Source organism: Rhizobium sp. B21/90, assembly GCF_019355815.1.
GTDB classification, from domain to species: domain Bacteria; phylum Pseudomonadota; class Alphaproteobacteria; order Rhizobiales; family Rhizobiaceae; genus Rhizobium; species Rhizobium rhododendri.
The window spans coordinates 3277776-3298023 of the sequence record NZ_CP072162.1 but is presented as its reverse complement, the minus strand read 5'-3'; the positions used below and the strand labels follow the sequence as shown (position 1 = coordinate 3298023).

At 62.1% G+C, this 20248-nt stretch carries 20 protein-coding genes; 15 read left to right on the top strand and 5 right to left on the bottom strand.

Annotation, left to right across the window (positions count from 1 at the left end):
- The 3 genes from J5278_RS16000 (at nt 1) to J5278_RS15990 (ending at nt 2423) form a co-directional block, all read left to right on the top strand.
- Complete coding sequence (locus J5278_RS16000) at nt 1-1341, top strand: O-antigen ligase (protein WP_209182885.1); 1341 nt, start codon at nt 1-3, stop codon at nt 1339-1341.
- Nucleotides 1342-1805: 464 nt separating this feature from the next.
- Nucleotides 1806-2234 carry a DUF4174 domain-containing protein gene (locus tag J5278_RS15995; RefSeq protein WP_209182886.1) on the top strand — a complete coding sequence of 143 codons (429 nt, stop codon included), beginning with the start codon at nt 1806-1808 and terminating at the stop codon, nt 2232-2234.
- Between the two features lie 33 nt (nt 2235-2267).
- Nucleotides 2268-2423, top strand: coding sequence for a hypothetical protein (locus J5278_RS15990; protein ID WP_164498230.1), 156 nt, complete (start codon nt 2268-2270; stop codon nt 2421-2423).
- 9 nt (nt 2424-2432) lie between these two features.
- Here the strand turns inward: J5278_RS15990 and J5278_RS15985 are convergent, their stop codons facing one another.
- The gene (locus J5278_RS15985) at nt 2433-3314 is read right to left on the bottom strand and encodes a LysR family transcriptional regulator (RefSeq protein ID WP_142824062.1); all 882 of its coding nucleotides are present in this window, start codon (nt 3312-3314) and stop codon (nt 2433-2435) included.
- 118 nt (nt 3315-3432) lie between these two features.
- Here J5278_RS15985 and J5278_RS15980 point away from each other — a divergent pair, with 118 nt between their 5' ends.
- The 8 genes from J5278_RS15980 (at nt 3433) to J5278_RS15945 (ending at nt 12041) form a co-directional block, all read left to right on the top strand.
- Entirely contained in the window at nt 3433-4929 is a 1497-nt protein-coding gene (locus J5278_RS15980; RefSeq protein WP_209182887.1) for a CoA-acylating methylmalonate-semialdehyde dehydrogenase, read from the top strand.
- Nucleotides 4930-5099: 170 nt separating this feature from the next.
- Complete coding sequence (rirA, locus tag J5278_RS15975; protein ID WP_142824064.1) at nt 5100-5588, top strand: iron-responsive transcriptional regulator RirA; 489 nt, start codon at nt 5100-5102, stop codon at nt 5586-5588.
- Nucleotides 5589-5940: 352 nt separating this feature from the next.
- A complete protein-coding gene (locus J5278_RS15970) occupies nt 5941-7536 on the top strand; it encodes an ABC transporter substrate-binding protein (RefSeq protein WP_209182888.1) in 1596 nt (531 codons plus the stop codon).
- An 84-nt stretch (nt 7537-7620) separates the two neighbouring features.
- Nucleotides 7621-8625, top strand: a complete 1005-nt coding sequence (locus J5278_RS15965) for an ABC transporter permease subunit (RefSeq protein ID WP_142824066.1) — start codon at nt 7621-7623, stop codon at nt 8623-8625.
- 10 nt (nt 8626-8635) lie between these two features.
- Nucleotides 8636-9526 (top strand): ABC transporter permease subunit, encoded by an 891-nt coding sequence (locus tag J5278_RS15960; RefSeq protein WP_142824067.1) that lies wholly within the window; start codon nt 8636-8638, stop codon nt 9524-9526.
- A complete protein-coding gene (locus tag J5278_RS15955; RefSeq protein WP_209182889.1) occupies nt 9526-10542 on the top strand; it encodes an ABC transporter ATP-binding protein in 1017 nt (338 codons plus the stop codon). The genes J5278_RS15960 and J5278_RS15955 overlap by 1 nt, the downstream gene beginning before the upstream one ends.
- Nucleotides 10539-11492: a peptide ABC transporter ATP-binding protein gene (locus tag J5278_RS15950; protein ID WP_209182890.1), complete on the top strand. Its 954-nt coding sequence runs from the start codon at nt 10539-10541 to the stop codon at nt 11490-11492. The genes J5278_RS15955 and J5278_RS15950 overlap by 4 nt, the downstream gene beginning before the upstream one ends.
- 24 nt (nt 11493-11516) lie before the next feature.
- Entirely contained in the window at nt 11517-12041 is a 525-nt protein-coding gene (locus J5278_RS15945) for a gluconokinase (RefSeq protein ID WP_209182891.1), read from the top strand.
- Between the two features lie 10 nt (nt 12042-12051).
- Here the strand turns inward: J5278_RS15945 and J5278_RS15940 are convergent, their stop codons facing one another.
- The 4 genes from J5278_RS15940 to J5278_RS15925 all read right to left on the bottom strand — a co-directional run bounded on the left by J5278_RS15940 (nt 12052) and on the right by J5278_RS15925 (nt 16288).
- Nucleotides 12052-13272, bottom strand: coding sequence for a YeeE/YedE family protein (locus J5278_RS15940; protein WP_209182892.1), 1221 nt, complete (start codon nt 13270-13272; stop codon nt 12052-12054).
- A 133-nt stretch (nt 13273-13405) separates the two neighbouring features.
- Nucleotides 13406-14653 (bottom strand): FAD-binding oxidoreductase, encoded by a 1248-nt coding sequence (locus J5278_RS15935; RefSeq protein ID WP_209182893.1) that lies wholly within the window; start codon nt 14651-14653, stop codon nt 13406-13408.
- An 88-nt stretch (nt 14654-14741) separates the two neighbouring features.
- Nucleotides 14742-15239, bottom strand: a complete 498-nt coding sequence (locus J5278_RS15930) for an isoprenylcysteine carboxyl methyltransferase family protein (RefSeq protein WP_209182924.1) — start codon at nt 15237-15239, stop codon at nt 14742-14744.
- Complete coding sequence (locus J5278_RS15925; protein ID WP_209182894.1) at nt 15236-16288, bottom strand: type III polyketide synthase; 1053 nt, start codon at nt 16286-16288, stop codon at nt 15236-15238. Before J5278_RS15925 ends, J5278_RS15930 begins: the two co-directional genes overlap by 4 nt.
- Before the next feature lie 199 nt (nt 16289-16487).
- On the opposite strand from J5278_RS15925, the gene J5278_RS15920 reads away from it, so the two are divergent.
- From J5278_RS15920 to J5278_RS15905, 4 genes are all read left to right on the top strand, one after another.
- Nucleotides 16488-17024: a tetratricopeptide repeat protein gene (locus J5278_RS15920; RefSeq protein ID WP_209182895.1), complete on the top strand. Its 537-nt coding sequence runs from the start codon at nt 16488-16490 to the stop codon at nt 17022-17024.
- A 100-nt stretch (nt 17025-17124) separates the two neighbouring features.
- The gene (locus tag J5278_RS15915) at nt 17125-17739 is read left to right on the top strand and encodes an RNA polymerase sigma factor (RefSeq protein ID WP_209182925.1); all 615 of its coding nucleotides are present in this window, start codon (nt 17125-17127) and stop codon (nt 17737-17739) included.
- Nucleotides 17736-18539, top strand: a complete 804-nt coding sequence (locus J5278_RS15910) for an anti-sigma factor (RefSeq protein WP_142824074.1) — start codon at nt 17736-17738, stop codon at nt 18537-18539. The genes J5278_RS15915 and J5278_RS15910 overlap by 4 nt, the downstream gene beginning before the upstream one ends.
- 106 nt (nt 18540-18645) lie before the next feature.
- The gene (locus tag J5278_RS15905) at nt 18646-20241 is read left to right on the top strand and encodes a Ppx/GppA phosphatase family protein (protein ID WP_247749002.1); all 1596 of its coding nucleotides are present in this window, start codon (nt 18646-18648) and stop codon (nt 20239-20241) included.
- Nucleotides 20242-20248: the final 7 nt, after the last annotated feature.

Here is a 20248-nt window from a genome sequence, read left to right as displayed (position 1 = left end):
TTGCCGGGATCAGAAGCGCTGAAGCGAAACGCGTCGGAATGGCTTGTCGTCCTGCTATGGGTTGTGACCGCATCGGCGACGCTGATTGAAAACGACGCCTATCGCTACAGCGGCATTCTTCTTTTCGCCTACGGCCTGTATCGCTATCTCGCAATGGCAGAAAGACCGGCTGTCGGTTTGCCGGCATGGCTCTGCGTCGGATGGGGCAGCTACGCGCTCGGCCGCTTCCTGCTGCAATATCTTCTGGGAGCGGGCCATCCCGAGGGGGATGGCGAACTCATGTACGCGATGCCGCTGGCGTTCCCGAGCCTCGGCTTTGCGATGTTCATCGGCTGGCAGCAAATGCAGAAGGTGATCGCCACCTATTTCGGCGTTGCTCTTGCCACCTTGCTGCTCACCACCCGTTACCGGGCGATCATGGCCGGTGAAACCGTGCGGCCGCTGATCCAGCACAATCAGATCCACGGAGCGGTATGCTGCGGCGTCATCCTGATCTCCGCCTGCTTCTGGTTCATCCATTGTCGCAAATGCCCGACGGTCTCAAGGCAGTTGAGGACCTATGCCAGCATCGTCGCGCCGCTTGTCGCAATGCTCTGCATCTTCTGCATCTACGGGGCAAAATCCAAAGGCGTCTGGCTGGCGCTCGGCTTCTCCGCCCCCTTGCTGCTCCTGTCTATCGTCGGCTGGTTTCGCTCGAAGGCCGGACTGGCCTTCATCGGGTGCTTCGTGCTGTTGCTCGCAGTTGGCGGTTACTTCGTCTGGGGCAATCTGGAGAAAACTGCCGGACCGACCTTCATGGCGACCACGGGGCTCTATCAGGACATCGCTGCCGGAGAGCCGATCGGCAAGGCCGTGGCGGCCCGTATCGATGATGCGACGACGCCAAGGGCCATGGACGAGCGCCTGCAACTCTGGTCGAACGCCTGGGAACTCGTTGCCAGTGCGCCGCTGTTCGGCCTCGGAAACGCCTGGGAACCGCGCTGGCACAAGACCCACTATACGTCGGTCGACTACAACGCCATGCACAACGGATATCTGGAAATTCTCGTGCGGTATGGCGCGGTTGGTAGCGTATTTCTGGCTTTCATGGCTGTGGTCATGCTGCTTCAGGTCCAACGTGCCGCAAAGCTCGGCCTCGTTCCCCCGGCTGCCTTCCATGGCTACCTTCTCGTGCAGATATTCTTTGCCATCACGCTTCTCAGCAACTCCAACAATCGGCTGGCAATTGGTGAAACCATCATCATGCTGAGTTTCACGTTCGCGTTGGCCTGTAATCTCAGGATCCGTGCCAGCGCCAGCGAGGCGCGCGAAGGCATTGTCCTGGAGCGAGCTGGCACTTAAGTCTTCCGCAAGCCCAGCCGCCCACCGCATGTGTGGCAAGACGGGCTGCGGGGAGGGCGATCATGGCAAGCGGGAGCAAAAACCGAGGGTCCGGTTTGTGGCCAGGAATGAAGCATCCGACCATGCCGAGGCAGAGTGACAACCAGAACACCTTCAGTGTGCTGACATCGGCACAAGCGAGAAAAGCATAGGACGCGAAAAACATCGCTGTCCCGCAGGTGGAGCGCGCAATGATGGCGCAGGGGTCGTTTGCCACGTCCGTGAATGTTATCGTCGAATGCATGCCGCCGCTCCCCGTCTATACGCTAGCAAAGACGAAGTGACCAATCCAGTCGTTCTGCAGCGGTACATGGAGTAATCGCTTCTCTTGCCGATCGCCGATCCGTTCAGTCGCGGCCAAGGTTGCAGATTTGTCATGGAACTGCTCCGACCGATTTCCGTTGAATGGATGACGGGAGATTTACATGAACAAGACACTTCTCTACGGCGCCACGAAAGTCGATGGTTCCACCGCCGTATCAAGCCTCGATATCTATCAGTGGAAACGCCGTGTGCTGGTGATTTTCACGGACACCGACAACGCGCGCGGCAGCCGGCAGGAAAACCTGCTGCTCTCCGACAGGGAGGGACTGCAGGAGCGTGATCTGGTCGTCCTGAAAGTGACGCAAGACAACGCGGTTGCGGTTTTCGGTGATGCCGGCCCGCTGGAGGCGGACCGTCTCCGGGAAGAACTGGAAGCTCCGGAAGCCGGCATCTTTGCCGCGATCCTGATCGGCAAGGACGGCAGCGTCAAACTGCGTGCGGTCGAGCCCGTCGCCTGCGAGGAACTGTTCGAGATCATCGACGGAATGCCGATGCGCGCCGCCGAGACCACGCGCCAGCAAGATCTCTGATTTCCAATCCGCAACCCTGTGAAAGGAGCACCAATGTCTCAGCCCCTGAAGCCCGAAGAACAGCCCCCGATGCCGGCGCCGGGATGGACGCCTGTCCCGCCCATCGGCGAGCCAGAGCCTGACACCCTGCCGGACGAGGTGCCGCTGCCCAATCCGGACGAGAACGACGATCCGCCGATGCAGGTGTAATCCGGCTCGTCAGAGAAACATGCCCCTTTCGTCGGTGACCAGTTCCTGAAGATAGTCGACGACGGTCCGGACGCGTATCAGGTCGCGTGCGGACTCATGATATGTCGTCCAGTAGGCCCGGCGTATGCTGGCGTCCGGCAGGATCTGGATCAATTCCGGATATTGGCGGGCAATGTAGTCGTGGAGGATACCCACCCCTGCGCCGGAACGCACCGCTTCGGTTTGGCCGATAGCCGTCGAGATTTCGAATGACGCATCCCAATTGCGCATCACCTCGTTGGTAAAGGCGAGGGACGCGGTGAAAATCAGATCCTCGACATAGCCGATCCGGAGATGCGATTTCAGAGCGTCCACGCTGCCGGGCACTCCGGCGCGGTCGAGATAGGCCTGCGAGGCATAGAGGCCGAGTGAATAGTCGGTGAGTTTCGCCGATATCAGGCGCCCTTGCTCCGGTCGCTCCAGCGTGATCGCGATGTCGGCTTCGCGCTGCGAGAGCGAGAACGAGCGCGGCACGGGGACCAGCTGGATGCGCAATTCCGGATGCCGGGCGATCAGCTTGCCGAGCCTCGGTGCGAGGAACGATACGCCGAAGCCGTCAGGTGCGCCGATACGCACCGTTCCGGCTACCGTGCTGTCGAGGTGCCCGACGCTCGCCTGCGCGCGCAGCATCTCGGCCTCCATCCTTTCCGCAGCATGCAGGAAGATTTCACCCTCGGCCGTCAGTTCGCAACCGTTGGTCCGGCGCACCAGCAGCCGCGTCTTCAGCCGCTGCTCGAGCGTCGTCACCCGGCGGCTGAGCGTTGCGTGGTTGACGCCGAGCCGTTTAGACGCGGCGAGGATCTGCCCGGTCCGGGCGACGGCGAGAAACATGCGAACGTCGTCCCAGTCCATGATCGACCTTATGTCTATTTATGCACAACGGTTGATTATAGCAGCACATTGATTTGTGCAAATTGAAGTGCGAATGTCGGCCGTCGCAAAACCAACAGAAACCAGGGTAGGAGGCACCATGCGCGAGATCGGTCATTTCATCGGCGGCAAGGCCGTAGCCGGCACCAGCGGCCGCACCAGCAATATCTTCAATCCGGCCACCGGCGAGATCCAGGCAACCGTCGCGCTGGCCAGTGTCGACGAGCTGCGCGCAGCCGTCGCCAATGCCAAGGCAGCGCAGCCGAAATGGGCCGCCACCAACCCGCAGCGCCGCGCCCGCGTCTTCTTCAAGTTTGTCGAACTGCTCAACAAGCACATGGACGAGCTGGCCGAGCTGCTGTCGCGCGAACACGGCAAGACCATCGAGGATTCCAAGGGCGACATCATTCGTGGCCTGGAAGTCTGCGAATTCGTCTGCGGCATCCCGCACCTGCAGAAGGGTGAGTTCACCGAGGGCGCAGGTCCGGCCATCGACATGTATTCCATGCGCCAGGCCGTCGGCATCGGCGCCGGCATCACGCCGTTCAATTTCCCCGCCATGATCCCGATGTGGATGTTTGCTCCGGCCATCGCCTGCGGCAACGCCTTCATCCTGAAGCCCTCCGAGCGCGATCCGTCCGTGCCGATGCGTTTGGCCGAACTCATGATCGAAGCCGGTCTGCCGGCAGGCATCCTCAACGTTGTCAACGGTGACAAGGGCGCGGTCGACGCCATCCTCACCGATCCCGATATCGGCGCCATCTCTTTCGTCGGCTCCACGCCGATTGCCCGCTATGTCTACGGCACGGCGGCGATGAACGGCAAGCGGGCGCAGTGCTTCGGCGGCGCCAAGAACCACATGATCATCATGCCCGACGCCGATCTCGACCAGGCTGCGAACGCCCTGATGGGCGCCGGCTACGGCTCGGCCGGAGAGCGCTGCATGGCGATCTCGGTCGCCGTCCCGGTTGGCGAGGAAACCGCCAACCGTCTTATCGCCAAGCTGACGCCGATGGTCGAAGCCCTGCGCATCGGCCCCTACACAGATGAAAAGGCCGATCTCGGCCCGCTCGTCACCAAGGAAGCCCAGGCCCGCGTCACCGGCCTGATCGATCGCGGTGTGGAAGAGGGCGCCAAGCTCGTGGTCGATGGCCGCGGCTTCAAGCTGCAGGGCTATGAAGACGGCTATTTCGTCGGCGGCTGCCTGTTCGACAACGTTACGCCGGACATGGACATCTACAAGACCGAAATCTTCGGACCTGTTCTCTCCGTCGTTCGCGCCAAGAACTATGAAGAAGCGCTCGAACTGCCGATGAAGCACGAATACGGCAACGGCGTCGCCATCTATACCCGCGACGGCGATGCCGCCCGCGACTTCGCCTCGCGCATCAACATCGGCATGATCGGCATCAACGTGCCGATCCCTGTGCCGCTTGCCTACCACTCCTTCGGCGGCTGGAAGGCATCGAGCTTCGGTGACCTCAACCAGCACGGCTCGGACTCGATCAAGTTCTGGACCAAGACCAAGACGATCACCGCCCGCTGGCCATCCGGCATCAAGGACGGTGCCGAATTCGTCATGCCGACGATGAAGTAAAAGTCTTCAAGTGATCGACTTATCGACGGGCTCCCCTCAAGGGAGCCCGTTGACGTTGAGAGCCTGTGATGAAAACGAGTAAACGTGAACGAAAATTTCATCTTTTGGAATTGTTCAAAACTACCGTTGGTCCTATATACTTGGCTGAGGCTTTGATTCAGGAGACTGGCATGCGTTTGACCAAACAGACCAACTACGCGGTTCGCATGCTGATGTACTGCGCTGCCAACGAGGGCTACCTCAGCCGTATTCCTGAGATCGCCAAGGCCTATGGCGTTTCCGAGCTTTTCCTCTTCAAGATCCTGCAGCCGTTGACCAAGGCCGGCCTCATCGACACCGTGCGTGGCCGAAATGGCGGCGTGCGTCTCGGTCGTGCTGCCGACAAGATCAGCCTCTTCGATGTCGTCAAGGTCACCGAGGATAGTTTTGCAATGGCCGAATGCTTCGAGGACGGCGCTGTCGAATGCCCGTTGGTCGATAGCTGCGGCTTGAACTCGGCGTTGCGCAAGGCGCTCAATGCCTTTTTCGACGTGCTGGCAGATTATTCGATCGACGATCTCGTCAAGGCCCGTCCGCAGATCAACTTCCTGCTCGGCATCACCGATCGCGATCACAATGCCCTGAACAAGCGCATCGCCATCGCCGCCCCGGCAGCCTGAAGCTCTCCTCCGTCGCTCCGTCGTTTGATATGACAGCGCCTCCGCCATCGCGGATGCGGCCAGGTTGGGCTGTGACAAGTCCGTGCTGGCGCATCGTTCTTGGCCTGGTTGGAAGTACTTTAGCCCGCTTCAATTCGGAATCGCCTGTTCGGCCTGTCTAAAGCAACTAGTCAGATTTTGTTGTGTCTGCAGAAGGCGCGAATAAAACATCTGCTAAACTTGACCATCCGGAAAATTTTTGCCTTTGACATGTTGCTTTCGCCTCACAAATGTCGTTCCATCGCCACGCTCTGCGGATTGCATGGCCGCAAACACACAACTTCGAATAAGAACAAATTTGGGAAACGGCACCATGAAAAAGATCTCTGTTCTCTTGGCAGCGACGGCCCTGGCTTCGGTCATGGCAACGTCCGCCTGGTCTAAAACCCTGGTATACTGCTCGGAAGCATCGCCAGAGGGCTTCGACCCTGGCCTCTACACCGGCGGTCAGACCTTCGATGCGTCGTCGCGGACGGTTTACAATCGCCTGGTCGAGTTCAAGCATGGCGGCACCGAGATCGAGCCGGGTCTTGCCGAGAGCTGGACGATTTCTCCCGATGGCAAGGAATACACCTTCAAGCTGCGCCCGGGCGTCAAGTTCCAGACCACGGATTTCTTCACCCCGACCCGCGAGCTGACCGCCGACGACGTGATTTTCTCGTTCAATCGCCAGCTGAAGTCTGACAATCCCTGGAACAAGTACGTCGAAGGCGCATCCTGGGAATATTCCGCCGGCATGGGCTTCCCCGATCTGGTCAAGTCGATCGACAAGGTCGATGACCACACCGTCAAGTTCGTGCTGAACAAGCCCGAAGCGCCGTTCCTCGCCGACCTTGCGATGGACTTCGCATCGATCCTGTCGAAGGAATATGCCGACAAGCTGCAGGCTGACGGCAAGATGCCAATGTTGAACCAGCAGCCGCTTGGCACTGGTCCGTTCACCTTCGTCGCCTACCAGCCCGACGCCGTCATTCGCTACAAGGCCAACGACACCTATTGGCATGGCAAGGAAAAGATCGACGATCTCGTCTTCGCCATCACCACGGATGCTGCCGTTCGCGCCCAGAAGATGAAGGCCGGCGAATGCCATATCATGCCTTACCCGAACGCCGCCGACGTGGCTGATCTGAAGAAGGACCCTAACCTCAACGTGCTCGAGCAGCCTGGCCTGAACGTCTCGTTCCTCGCCTACAACACGATGGTTGCCCCTTTCGACAAGCCTGAAGTGCGCCGCGCGCTCAACATGGCCGTCAACAAGCAGGCTATCGTCGACGCCGTATTCCAGGGTGCGGCTGCCGTTGCCAAGAACCCGATCCCGCCGACAATGTGGTCGTACAACGATGCCGTGAAGGACGACAAGTACGATCCGGAAGCTGCCAAAAAGGCCCTCGAGGCTGCCGGCATCAAAGACCTGAAGATGAAGATCTGGGCCATGCCCGTCTCGCGTCCCTACATGCTGAACGCCCGTCGTGCAGCTGAACTGATGCAGTCGGATCTTGCCAAGATCGGCGTCACCGTCGAAATCGTCTCCTACGAATGGGCCGAATACCTCAAGCTGTCGAAGGACAAGGCCCGTGATGGCGCCGCCATCCTCGGCTGGACGGGCGACAATGGCGATCCGGACAACTTCCTCGACACGCTGCTCGGCTGCGAAGCCGTCGGCGGCAACAATCGCGCTCAGTGGTGCAACAAGGACTTCGACAAGCTGGTGAAGGCTGCCAAGCAGACCTCCGACCAGGCCGAACGCACCAAGCTGTACGAAGAGGCGCAGGTCGTCTTCAAGCGCGAAGCCCCATGGAACACGCTCGACCACTCCATCGCCTTTGCGCCGATCAGCAAGAAGGTCACGGGCTACTTCATGGACCCGCTCGGCATTCACCGCTTTGACGGCGTGGATATCGCTGAATAAGATAGTACCCTAAAATCCGGTTCCCGGGCTTCATCCGGCGGTCAGGTCTCCTGATCGCCGGTGAATTTTTTGGATATATACGCCATGCTGCGCTTTCTCCTCGGACGCATCGCCATTCTGATCCCCACTTTCCTCGGGGTCTCGCTGATCGCGTTCTCCTTCATCCGGCTTCTGCCGGGCGATCCCGTGATGCTGATGTCCGGCGAACGGGTCATGTCCGATGTGCGTCATGCCCAGATCATGCACGATCTCGGCTTCGACAGGCCGATGTACATCCAGTATTTCTCCTATCTCGGCAACTTGCTGCACGGAGATTTCGGCACCTCGATCGTCACCAAGCGGTCGGTGCTTAGCGAGTTTCTGACGCTGTTTCCGGCCACGCTCGAACTGTCGCTCTGCGCCATTCTCCTGGCAATCTGTCTTGGCGTGCCGGCCGGTGTGTTCGCCGCCGTCAAGCGTGGCACCTGGTATGACCAGTCGATCATGGGCGTGGCGCTCGTCGGCTATTCCATGCCGATCTTCTGGTGGGGCCTGCTGCTGATCATCTTCTTCTCGGGCTATTTGCACTGGACGCCCGTTTCCGGTCGTATTTCGCTCATGTACTTCTTCAAGCCGGTGACGGGCTTCATGCTGATAGACAGCTTGCTGTCCGGCCAGCCCGGCGCCTTCAAGTCGGCAATGAGCTATCTGATCCTGCCGACCGTCGTGCTCGGCACCATCCCGCTCGCGGTCATCGCCCGCCAGACGCGTTCGGCCATGCTCGAAGTGCTCGGCGAGGACTATGTCCGCACCGCCCGTTCCAAGGGCCTGACGCCGTTTCGCGTCATCGGTGTGCATGCGCTGCGCAACGCCATGATCCCGGTCATCACCACCATCGGCCTGCAGATCGGCGTGCTGCTGGCCGGCGCCATCCTGACCGAGAGCATCTTCTCATGGCCCGGTATCGGCAAATGGATGGTCGATTCCGTCTTCAAGCGCGATTATGCGGTGGTCCAGGGCGGTCTTCTGCTAATCGCCGGCGTCATCATGCTCGTCAATCTGCTGGTCGATGTCACCTATGGTTTCATCAACCCTCGCATTCGTCACTAGGAGAGGCTGCATGAGCTCGGTCAGCACCAACACCGGCCATCCCTCCGCGCTTTCGGAGTTCTGGTACTATTTTTCCCGCAACAAGGGCGCCGTCATCGGACTTGCGGTGTTCCTTATCGTCCTCTTTCTGGCGATCTTCGCGCCATTCGTAGCGCCGCACGGCCCGAGCGACCAGATCCGCGAGAAGCTGCTGATGCCGCCGGCCTGGATGGCGGGCGGCGAGTGGTCGCATGTGCTCGGCACCGATGCCGTCGGTCGTGACATCCTGTCGCGATTGATCTTCGGCGCCCGCTTCTCGCTGTTCATCGGCTTGGTGGTGGTGACGCTGTCTGTTCTGACGGGCGTCGTCATCGGCCTGATCGCCGGCTTTTTCCGCGGCTGGCTCGACATCGCCATCATGCGGGTGATGGACATCATCCTGGCCTTTCCGTCGCTGCTGCTGGCACTGGTGCTGGTGGCGGTCCTCGGCCCCGGCCTCGTTAACGCGATGATCGCCATCTCGCTCGTCAACCAGCCACATTTCGTGCGCCTGGCGCGCGCCTCCGTCATGACCGAGCGCGAGAAGGAATATGTCATCGCCTCACGGGTGGCCGGTGCCGGCACCATGCGGCTGATGTTCAAGACCATCCTGCCAAACTGTCTCGGGCCGCTGATCGTCCAGGCGACGCTCGCCTTCTCGGCGGCGATCCTCGATGCGGCCGCCCTCGGCTTCCTCGGCATGGGCGCCCAGCCACCGACGCCGGAGTGGGGCACGATGCTCGCCGAGGCACGGGAATTCATTCAGCGCGCCTGGTGGGTGGTGACCTTCCCGGGTCTTGCCATCCTGATCACGGTGCTTGCCATCAACCTGATGGGCGACGGCCTTCGCGATGCCCTCGATCCAAAATTGAAGAGGTCGTGATGTCCCTTCTCGATATCCAAAATCTGACCGTCGAATTCCAGACCTCGTCCGGTGTGTTCCGCGCCGTCGACGGCGTGTCGCTCACCTGCGACAAGGGCGAGATCCTGTCGATCGTCGGCGAATCCGGTTCCGGCAAGTCGGTGGCGATGCTGGCCGTCATGGGCCTGCTCCCATGGACGGCGAAGATCACCGCCGATCGCATGATGTTCGACGGCAACGACCTGCGCGGCATGTCCGGTCGCCAGCGCCGCAGCATCATCGGCAAGGACATGGCGATGATCTTCCAGGAGCCGATGTCCAGCCTCAACCCGTGCTTCACGGTCGGCTTCCAGATCGGCGAGACCCTGCGGGTCCACATGGGTCTAGATCGCAAGGCAAGGCGCGCCCGCTCCATCGAATTGCTGCAGTTGGTCGGCATTCCCGCCCCGGAGGAGCGTCTCTCCAACTTCCCCCATCAGATGTCCGGCGGCATGAGCCAGCGCGTGATGATCGCCATGGCGCTCGCCTGCGATCCGAAGCTTCTGATCGCTGACGAACCGACAACGGCGCTCGACGTCACCATCCAGGCCCAGATCCTCGATCTGCTCGTGCGCTTGCAGCAGGAAAAGGGCATGGCCCTTGTGCTCATCACCCACGACATGGGCGTGGTGGCCGAAACCGCCGAGCGCGTCCAGGTCCAGTACGCCGGCCAGAAGGTCGAGGAGCAGCCGGTCAAGGAACTGTTCCGCGACCCGCATCACCCTTATACCGCAGCGCTGCTGTCGGCACTTCCGGAACGGGCCGTCGTCGGCCAGCGCCTGCCGTCTATCGCCGGTGTCGTTCCCGGCCAGCACGACCGTCCGCCGGCCTGTCTGTTTGCGCCGCGCTGTTCGTTCGCGACCGCCGAATGTGATCGCGCGGTCGTCCGCCAGGGCGCCGATCTCGGCAATGCCCTGTGCAATTATCCGCTGGTCAAGGGCGTCCCGCTCAACCATCCCGGCGTTCGTGTCGCAGAATCTGCAGGAGACGTCCGATGACCGGCGCCGTTCTCGAAGGGCGCGATCTCGCCCGCTACTACACCGTCAATCGTGGCATGTTCAAGCCGGACGCCACCGTCAAGGCGCTGAACGGCGTCAGCTTCAGCCTCTATTCCGGCAAGACGCTGGCCGTCGTCGGCGAATCCGGTTGCGGCAAGTCGACGCTCGCAAGGCTCGTGACCATGATCGAGGATCCGACGGCTGGCGAACTGCTGATCGACGGCAAGCCGGCCCGCATCGGCGACCGTAGCCTGCGCAGCCAGGTGCAGATCGTCTTCCAGAACCCCTATGGCTCGCTCAACCCGCGCCAAAAGGTCGGGGCCATTCTCGAAGAGCCGCTGAAGATCAACACAACGGAAGATGCAGCCACCCGCCGCGCCAAGGCGGAGGCGATGATGGAGCGCGTCGGTCTGCGCCCCGAGCATTATGATCGCTATCCGCACATGTTCTCCGGCGGCCAGCGCCAGCGCATCGCCATCGCCCGCGCGCTGATGCTGCGGCCGAAAGTGCTTGTGCTCGACGAGCCTGTCTCGGCGCTCGACCTGTCGATCCAGGCGCAGGTGCTGAACCTGCTAATGGATCTGCAGAAAGAGATGGGGCTCGCCTACCTGTTCATTTCCCATGGCCTGTCGGTCGTCCGCCATATAGCCGATGACGTCATGGTCATGTACCTCGGCCGCCCGGTCGAAACCGGCAGCGCTGCCGATGTCTTCGCCCATCCCCGCCATCCCTACACAGCGGCACTCCTGTCGGCGACGCCGATTGCAGATCCCGAACGCGCCAAGACCCGCATCCGTCTTCAGGGCGAACTGCCGTCGCCGCTCAATCCGCCGACTGGCTGCCACTTCAATCCGCGCTGCTGGAAAGCGCAGGATCTCTGTCGGACAAACGAGCCGCTGCTTGACCAGGCTGCGGCGCATGGGTTTGCCTGCCATTTTCCGCTGGACTGAACACGAGTAACAGGACCGCATGCAATGAGTGAACCAATCGGCCCCCGGGCTATCGTCGTCATGGGCGTCAGCGGCAGCGGCAAGACCTCGATTGCCGAGGCAATTGCCGGCAAGCTGGTCTTCAAATTCGTCGAAGGGGATGCCCTGCATCCGTCTGCCAACGTCGAGAAGATGAGCCGTGGCACACCTTTGACGGATGAGGATCGCTGGCCCTGGCTCGACCTGATCGGTGCCGAGATAGCCGCAGCCGTCGCTCGCGGCGAAGGCATCGTCGTGACATGCTCGGCGCTGAAGCGCATCTATCGCGACCGCCTGCGGCGCGAAGCCGGCGGGGCGCTTGCCTTCGTCTATCTCGAAGGCTCCCGCGCCTTGCTCAACACCCGCATGGGCGAGCGCAAGGGCCACTTCATGCCGACATCGCTGCTCGAAAGCCAGTTGGCGACGCTGGAAGTGCCGACCGGCGAACCCGGCGTGGTCACCGTCGATATCGACGACAGCATCGACGGCATCGTCGCTGCGGCAGTCAAGGGTCTCGCTGCAATCGGCTGACCAGAACTGGTCAGCCGTCTGCCCGCGACAGCACTCTGCGCTCGAAGAAGAAGTAGGGGCGGAGTCGCACGCCGAGCACGTTGCCGGCGAAAGCGGCAACGGCCCAGAGATAGCCGTGAAGACTGCCGGAGGCTATGCCGGAGAAATAGGCGCCGATATTGCATCCGTAGGCGATGCGGGCGCCATAGCCGAGCAGAAGCCCGCCGACGACAGCCGCGAGAATCGAGCGCAGCGGAATGTCGAGGCTCGGCGCAAACCGCCCGGCAAGCGACGATGCCAGCATCGCGCCGGCAATGATGCCGAAATCCATCACCGAGGTGACATCGGCAAAGACGCTGTCCGTCAGAGCTTTCGCATTGGCCGGCGTCTGCCAGTAGGCCCAGGCGGTCGGATCGATGCCGATGAGCGCTGCGCCCTTGGCGCCCCAGAGCGCGAATGCGGATGTGATACCCCAGGGACGACCGGCAATCGAAAGCGTCGCGAAATTCAGCAGTGCCAGCGCGACCGCACCGAGGACGAGCGGCCATGGACCGCGCAACAGGCGCTGCAGGCCGTGATGCCTGGCTGGCGGTTCGGTCTCGAGTGCCCCGTGCCGGCGCTTTTCCACCATGACCGTCAGCCCGGCGATGACTGCAAAGATGGCGAGCGACACCGCAATGCCGCCAACTGCGCCGAAACTCTGTACCAGCGAAATCGGTGGAAGCGCGGGCAGGCTCACCCACCAGTCGAAGTTGACGGTTCCCAGTACCGAGCCGACGATAAAGAAGAGAAGCGTGACCAGCATTCGGGCATTGCCGCCGCCAGCGGTAAACAGCGTGCCTGAAGCGCAGCCGCCGCCGAGTTGCATGCCGATACCGAACATGAAGGCACCAACGATGACGCCGATCCCGGCCGGCGAGACCGAGCCCTTCACCTCATGGCCGAACAGCGACCCGCTTGCAAGGAATGGAAAGAACAAGATGACAGCGAGCGCCAGCAGGATCATCTGCACCCGCAGCCCGCGTCCTCGCCCATCGACGATGAACACCCGCCACGCGGAGGTGAAACCGAAGGCAGCGTGGTAGAGCGCAATGCCGAGTGCTCCACCGACGAGGAACAGCGCACCTTGGGCCGGGCCGTAGAAATAGCCCAGAAGCACTGTGCCCAGTACCAATGCGGCGAGCGATCCTACGCCCGGCGCTCCCAGCAGTGGGGCTTTGGTCTCGTTGATGGACGGCGAGGCGACAGACATGACATGCTCCTGATTGCAGAAAGCACTTTTACGCCTGTTCCTATCCGGGCGAGAGGAACACTATTCTTCAGTTGTGCGAAAAAGCGAACGAGCATGCCACGACTGCGGGCAACGGAGACATGATTGTCGCCCCTCAGGGCCGAAAGCGCTCCGGTCCATAGGCCGAAATATCGATGAACGGCGCTTCACCGGTGATCATCTCGGCCAAAACGCGACCGGTGACCGGGCCAAGCGTCAGACCGTGATGCGCATGACCGAAGCCGAACCACAAGCCTTGATGGCGCGGTGCCTTGCCGATGACGGGCATCATGTCGGGCGTGCACGGACGGGCACCCATCCATGGCTCAGGATCCAGCCGCTCGCCGAGCGGGAAGATGGTGCGGGCAACCTTTTCAGCGCGGTCGAGCTGCACCGGCGTCTTCGGCGCATCGCGGGATGCAAATTCGGCGCCTGTCGTCAGCCTGATGCCCTGGTTCATCGGCGCCAGGAAATAGCCGCGCTCCTTGTCCAGCGTCCAGTTGTTGAGAACCGCGTTGCCCTCGGTCGCATAATGCATGTGATAGCCGCGCTTGACGCCAAGCGGAAAATTGTAGCCCAGGCGGTAGGTCGCGGTGTCGGCCCAGGGACCGAGCGCCAGCACGGCATCGTCGGCCTGTAAGGGGCCTTCCGAAGTCATCACGCGCCAGCCCGATCCCGACTGGCCGAGCGAGGCTGCGTCGCCGCGCACGAACCGGCCGCCGAGGCTCTCGAAATAGCGCATATAGGCGTTTGTGAGCCCGGCCGGATCGAGCACGGACCACGGATCCTTCCAGCGCAGACCGCCGACGAACTGGCCCATGATATTCGGCTCGGCACGAGCGACGTCGGCGGGGGTCATCGCCTCGAAATCCACCGCGTATTCGCGTTTCAGCTTGGCGGCCTCGGCAAATTCCTCGTCGCGCTTGGCCTCGGTGCGAAAGATCTCCATCCAGCCATCCTTACGGATCAGATGTTCGGCGTCTGAGGCCTGGATCAGGTCGGCATGTTCGAGGATCGAGTTCTCGATCAGCGGCGCATAGGCCCGGGAGATCAATGCATGCCGCTTGGCATTGGAGTTCCACCAGTACTTCGCGAGGAAGGCCAGTTGGCCGGGCAGGGCGCGCAGATGATAGTGGGCATCGATGCGGTTGTTTAGCGCATATTTCAGCAGCAGGCCGAACTGCTGGGGGAAACCATAGGGAACGACACCTTCGCGCTGGATCAGCCCGGCATTGCCGAAACTCGTTTCCTGGCCGGGCGGCTTGCGGTCGATCAGCGTCACCTGCCGTCCGCGGCGCTGCAGGTGTATTGCGGTCGATACGCCGACGATGCCGGCGCCAAGCACGATTGCGTCTTTTGTCATAATTCCCTGCGGTCGGTCAGCATTTTCAAACCCGGAAAGTGCCTGTCGAATTGCTGCGTTGCAAATAAAAAATTGAGACCGTGCAAGCTTAAAGCATCGCGTCCCTCAATGCCTTGTTCTCGGCCTTGATGCGGACGGTCAACATCGCTGCGTTGAGCAGGGAGAAAACGAGGGCAAACAGTGGCAGTCCGAACACCAGCGGCAGGGCTGGGATCTCGCCGACGACGATCACATAGTTCGGATGGCTGAAGAAGCGGTAGGGTCCCGTGACGATCCTTGGGGTATTCGGCAGGACGATGATCCGCGTCGTCCATCGCCCCCCGAGCGTGGCAAGAATCCAGACGCGTAGCAGCTGCAGAACGGCAAAGACCGCCAGCCAGAACAGGTTGATGGGCTGGTTCCAGCCGAATATCCACAGGCCAACCAGCCAGGCCGCGTGCATGACGACCATATAGGGGTAATGCTCCGCCCCTATCTCGCGTCCGCCTTTGGCCATCAGCGCCTTGGTGTTGCGCTTGGCGTGCACCAGTTCTGCCAGGCGTTGCAGGGTGACGAAGGTCAGGAGTGCAATGGCAGGCAACATCAGGCGACCCTCTTCAGCGTGACGCAACTGGCCGTGAAGCCCGGCCCCATGGCCACCATCGCCGAGCGCTCTGGCAGGCCTGCGGCAATGGCCCGTTCGAGCACGAAAAGCACGGTCGGCGACGACATGTTTCCATATTCGGAGATGACCGCGCGCTCGTGGTCGAGCGATCCCGGCTCCAGCCCGAAGGTCGCTTCCAGCGCGACCAGGACCTTGGCGCCGCCGGGATGGCAGATGAACCGGTCGATATCGGAAAGTGCCAGCCCCGAGCGCGCCAGGATCGAGGCGATTGCCGGGCCGACCTCGGCTTCTGCGAACGGCGGCAGCGACTGCTCGAGGATGATGCCGAAGCCGGCGTCGTCGATCTGCCAGCCCATGATACCGAGCGTATCCGGAAACAGGTGCTCGCCCGTCGTCTCCACCTCGGCCAGCCCGCCGGGACCTGCGCGCAGGATACAGGCAGCGGCACCGTCGCCGAACAGCGCGGTGGCGATGATATTCGGCTTGGTCGGGGCATCCAGCCGGAACGACAGCGAACATAGTTCGATGGCGACGAACAGCACGGCCGCCCCGGGCCGGCCCCTGGCCATGCGCGTGGCGATGCCAAAGCCGGAGACACCGGCAGCACAACCCAGCCCGAAAACGGGAACGCGCTCGATATCGGCGCGGAAACCCATCTGTCCGGCCAGCCGCGCCTCGAGGCTTGGCGTCGCAAAGCCGGTCGACGATACGGTGACGATGCAGTCGATATCGGCCGCCGTCAGACCAGCGTGATCGAGCGCCTTTGTGGTTGTCTCGACGAAAAGTGCGCTGGCGACCTCGGCATAGGCGGCGAGCCGGTCTTTCCAGGCATGCGGTTCGGAGAACCATGACAAAGGTCTCGCCGAATGCCGCTTGGTAATCCCGGCATTGTCGAAGACGCGCGAGAGTGGCTTGAATTCGCGGTAGCGATCCGAAAACAGGCGGGCCGCCATCTCCTTGGCTTCCGACTGCAGGATGACGTGCTCGGGCGTGGCGACGGCCAGTCCGACGAGCTTAACTTGGTCTGTCAAAAACTGTCTCCTTTGGCGCTGTTCGCGCGCTGCTGCCGACAACACCTGGTACGTTCGAATATTCGATGTGGGGCGATCACTTGGTCGTGAGAACAGGCAAACGAGTGATGCACGGAAATAGTTGCTCAACCGTCGAATAATCCATCGGCCTCGGGTGTTCTCCTGCCGCAACGTTCAATTCAGCCAAGGAGACCTTCCCATGACGAACACTGCAATTCGCTTCGCAACCATTGCTCTCGGTGCCTGCCTGACCCTCGGCACCCTGACATTGCCTGTCTTTGCCGCCGGCGACAGCGAAAGCGCGCCGCCGACCTGCAAGAAGGGCGAGGTCTACGACAAGAAAGAAAAGAAGTGCGTCAAGCAGTCCGGCGCCAACATCAGCGATGAAGATCGCGCCGACTATGCTTATGCGCTGGCCAAGGAAGGCCGTTACGAGGAAGCGCTGGCCATGCTCGATACCGTGAAGGACCAGAACAACGCCGAGGTGCTGAACTATCGCGGCTACGCAACCCGCAAGCTCGGCCGCACCGACGAGGGCATCTCCTACTACCTGCAGTCGGTCAAGCTCGATCCGAAATACGCCAAGGTCCGCGAATATCTGGGCGAGGCCTACGTCATCAAGGGCCAGGTCGATCTCGCCAAGGATCAACTGGCCACCATCCAGTCGATCTGCGGTACCGGCTGCGAAGAGTATCAGGACCTCCACGAAGCCATCGAGCATCCTGCCAAGATCTGATCTCCCCTCTCGGCATCATCAGGCCGGTCACGATCAACGGCGTCTGCGAAAGGGCATCCGCTTGTCAGTCGCTCCTTTGACATTTCCGCCCTATGGTCGGATGACGGTTCCGGCCTATAGTCGGACAACAGCGCAGTCGCCGGTAAACCCGGCGGCTCGCAGCACAACCTTGCCTGCGGAGGATGCCATCGCCAGCGAAGACGACATCAGGGCCGGCTTGTCGCAGCATCTGAAGCGCCTCTGGCGCTATGCCATCGTGCTCTCCAGGCAGCGCGACGTTGCCGACGATCTCGTCCAGGCAACATGCGTGCGGGCCCTAGAGCGAGCCGGCCAATACGATCCCGGTACAAGGCTTGATCGCTGGCTGTTCGCGATCCTGCATTCGATCTGGCTGAACGAGGTGCGTTCGCGGCGGGTCCGGATGGGCCAGGGCTTTGTCGAGGCTGACGAAATCCTCGTGTTCGACGGCGCCGCGCAGACGGAAACGCATCTCATGGCCGTACAGGTCATGCGCAAGGTCCAGGACCTGCCGGAGGCCCAGCGGACTGCTGTCTTTCTGGCCTATGTGGAAGGCCTATCCTACCGCGAGGTGGCGACCGTCCTCGACGTGCCCATTGGCACCGTGATGAGCCGGCTGGCCGCCGCAAGGGCCAAACTCGCGGAGAACATGGCGCCATCGGACGGCGAGAGACGATCGAACGAGGAACGGCGATGAGCACCCGCGACAGAAATCATGGTCTCTCCGACGAATTGCTGACCGCCTTCATCGATGGTGAACTCGGCGCCGACGAGGCTGCAAGGGTGGAGGCGCTGATCGGCGCCGATCCTTCGGTTGCCGAGCGCTTCGACCAGCTCAGCCGCGCCGATCTTCCCTATGCCGCTGCCTTCGAGCCGCTTCTGGACGCAGCGCCGGGCGACCGGCTGGAGGCCATGCTCGCATCCATTCCACCCGTAAAAGCCAGTCATCGATTTACCGCCGCCATCGGCCGGCGCGGTTTCCTCGCCGCGGCAGCCGCCTGTGTCATTGCCGGCATTGCCATCGACCGTGCCGTCATCGGTGTCGATCGCCGATTGAACCAGCCGGGCGAGGGCGCCGAATGGCGCGCTGTCGTCGCCGACTATGTCGCGCTTTACAGCCCGGATACGCTGAGTGCGCCCGCAGGCGACAGGGCGGCGCAACTGGCGGAACTCGACCGGGTCGGATCGAAGATCGGCCTTTCCCTCAGCCCCGAGGCCATCGCTCTTCCCGGTGCCGATTTCCGTCGAGCTCAAGTGCTGCAATACGACGGCGAACCGCTGGCCCAGATCGCCTATCTCGACCCGGAGGACGGCCCGATGGCGCTGTGTATCGTCAAATCTGCAGGCGCTGCCGCAGGACCTGAAACGGAACGCCGTCACGGCATGAATGTCGTCTACTGGTCGGCCAGAGGACACGCCTTCATGCTGATCGGCCACGCCGACGCCGACCGTATGAAGATCGCGGCGGAGCAGGTGCGGGCCAGGCTTTCCGCATGAGACGGTAGCATGGTGGCTCAACCGGCACTGTATTCAAAAAGAATTTGGCGAAAGCCGCGCATGCTGGTATCCTCGCACCAACGAAAATCAAATGAGTGCCAGCTGCATGCCGTTACGGCCTTGCGCGGTGCGATGGAAGACACACGTGGAAGACCCCGACAGCGGCTCAAAGCCGCAAACAGGCGGGGCGTCGGTAGCAGAGCGTGGGAAAAAACCTTCCCGGCGCGCGAGGCGAAAGCGTGGCGGACCTCCGCGCGAAATAGCCTCCCCTGCGGAACCAGGCCCGATCAGCGCCGCTGATCCCGCCATGCGCCCCAAGGATAACAAAAGCACCCAGCCGCATGGCAAGCGGAAGCGTCGCCGTCGTGCCAATGGCGGCGAGCGCACGACCGTCGCGGTGGCCGATGCAACGATCCATGTCATGACGATTGTCGAGGCACATCCCGAGCGGCCGTCGCCGGCTCAGGCTCCCAAAAACGGTGCGAACCGACGCAAGCATCGTGGCAAGCGTGGTTTGCAGGGGCGTCCCCTCGCGCAGGAAAAGCCGGCGCATGTGGTCCCTCCAGCCCACGGCGCACCAAATGCCCGCAATGCCGCGCAGCACCATGTGCATGGCCGGCATCAGCCGCAGACCCATGCCGATCCGAAGCCTGCCGCCGACAGCATCGATCATCATCACCAGCAGCCGGTCGATCTTTATGCGGCGCTGGATCTCGGCACCAACAACTGCCGGCTGCTGATCGCCCAGCCGACGCGTCCCGGGCAGTTCCGCGTCATCGATGCATTCTCGCGCATCGTCAGGCTCGGCGAGGGGCTCGGTGCCAGCGGGCGGCTTTCGACCGATGCCATGGACCGCGCCGTGGAAGCGCTGCGCATCTGTGCCGCGAAACTGAAGGCGCGCGATATCCGCCGGATGCGGTTGATTGCCACCGAAGCCTGCCGCGCCGCCGAAAACGGCGAGCTGTTCCTTGCGCGCGTTCTCGAAGAAACCGGCCTCGAACTCGAGATCATCGACCGGGAGACAGAAGCGCGCCTTGCCGTCTCCGGTTGCTCCTCGCTGGTCGGCCCGGAAGCCCGCTCCGTGGTGCTGTTCGACATCGGTGGTGGCTCGTCCGAGATTGCCGTCATTCGCATCGACGATCACCGCTCCAGCCGCCTTGCCAACCACATCACCCACTGGACGTCGCTGCCGGTCGGCGTCGTCACCCTGTCGGAGCGTCACGGGGGGCGCGACGTCAGCCCTGTCGTCTTCGAGGCGATGATCAACGAGGTCGAGGGCATGCTCGACAAGTTCGATTGCCCGCCATCGCCGCTTGCCATGCGCGACAGCGCGGATTTCCACCTGATCGGCACCTCCGGGACGGTCACGACGCTCGCCGGCGTCCATCTCGATCTACCGCGTTACGACCGCCGCAAGGTCGACGGCGTCTGGCTGTCCGACGACGAGGTGACGGCAATGCAGGCAAAGCTGCTCTCCTGGGATTTCGCCGGTCGCGCTGCCAATCCGTGCATCGGGCCCGATCGTGCCGATCTGGTTCTGGCTGGCTGCGCCATTCTCGAGGCCATCCGCCGCCGCTGGCCGAGCCCGCGCATGCGCGTCGCCGATCGTGGATTGCGTGAAGGCCTGCTCACCGACATGATGGCAGATGACGGGGTCTGGCGGCGCGGTCGCTCGCGCCGCGGCTATCGTCCGAACAATTGAAGGGGTC

What these genes read in the sequence shown, in the direction of transcription:
- J5278_RS15955 (WP_209182889.1), top strand. Translation starts at nt 9,526, where the DNA reads ATGTCCCTTCTCGATATCCAAAATCTGACCGTCGAATTCCAGACCTCG.
- J5278_RS15940 (WP_209182892.1), bottom strand. Translation starts at nt 13,272, where the DNA reads ATGTCTGTCGCCTCGCCGTCCATCAACGAGACCAAAGCCCCACTGCTG.
- J5278_RS15985 (WP_142824062.1), bottom strand. Translation starts at nt 3,314, where the DNA reads ATGGACTGGGACGACGTTCGCATGTTTCTCGCCGTCGCCCGGACCGGG.
- J5278_RS15935 (WP_209182893.1), bottom strand. Translation starts at nt 14,653, where the DNA reads ATGACAAAAGACGCAATCGTGCTTGGCGCCGGCATCGTCGGCGTATCG.
- J5278_RS15990 (WP_164498230.1), top strand. Translation starts at nt 2,268, where the DNA reads ATGTCTCAGCCCCTGAAGCCCGAAGAACAGCCCCCGATGCCGGCGCCG.
- J5278_RS15945 (WP_209182891.1), top strand. Translation starts at nt 11,517, where the DNA reads ATGAGTGAACCAATCGGCCCCCGGGCTATCGTCGTCATGGGCGTCAGC.
- J5278_RS15950 (WP_209182890.1), top strand. Translation starts at nt 10,539, where the DNA reads ATGACCGGCGCCGTTCTCGAAGGGCGCGATCTCGCCCGCTACTACACC.
- J5278_RS15910 (WP_142824074.1), top strand. Translation starts at nt 17,736, where the DNA reads ATGAGCACCCGCGACAGAAATCATGGTCTCTCCGACGAATTGCTGACC.
- J5278_RS15905 (WP_247749002.1), top strand. Translation starts at nt 18,646, where the DNA reads ATGCCGTTACGGCCTTGCGCGGTGCGATGGAAGACACACGTGGAAGAC.
- J5278_RS15920 (WP_209182895.1), top strand. Translation starts at nt 16,488, where the DNA reads ATGACGAACACTGCAATTCGCTTCGCAACCATTGCTCTCGGTGCCTGC.
- J5278_RS15970 (WP_209182888.1), top strand. Translation starts at nt 5,941, where the DNA reads ATGAAAAAGATCTCTGTTCTCTTGGCAGCGACGGCCCTGGCTTCGGTC.
- J5278_RS15980 (WP_209182887.1), top strand. Translation starts at nt 3,433, where the DNA reads ATGCGCGAGATCGGTCATTTCATCGGCGGCAAGGCCGTAGCCGGCACC.
- J5278_RS15960 (WP_142824067.1), top strand. Translation starts at nt 8,636, where the DNA reads ATGAGCTCGGTCAGCACCAACACCGGCCATCCCTCCGCGCTTTCGGAG.
- rirA (WP_142824064.1), top strand. Translation starts at nt 5,100, where the DNA reads ATGCGTTTGACCAAACAGACCAACTACGCGGTTCGCATGCTGATGTAC.
- J5278_RS15915 (WP_209182925.1), top strand. Translation starts at nt 17,125, where the DNA reads ATGACGGTTCCGGCCTATAGTCGGACAACAGCGCAGTCGCCGGTAAAC.
- J5278_RS15965 (WP_142824066.1), top strand. Translation starts at nt 7,621, where the DNA reads ATGCTGCGCTTTCTCCTCGGACGCATCGCCATTCTGATCCCCACTTTC.
- J5278_RS15995 (WP_209182886.1), top strand. Translation starts at nt 1,806, where the DNA reads ATGAACAAGACACTTCTCTACGGCGCCACGAAAGTCGATGGTTCCACC.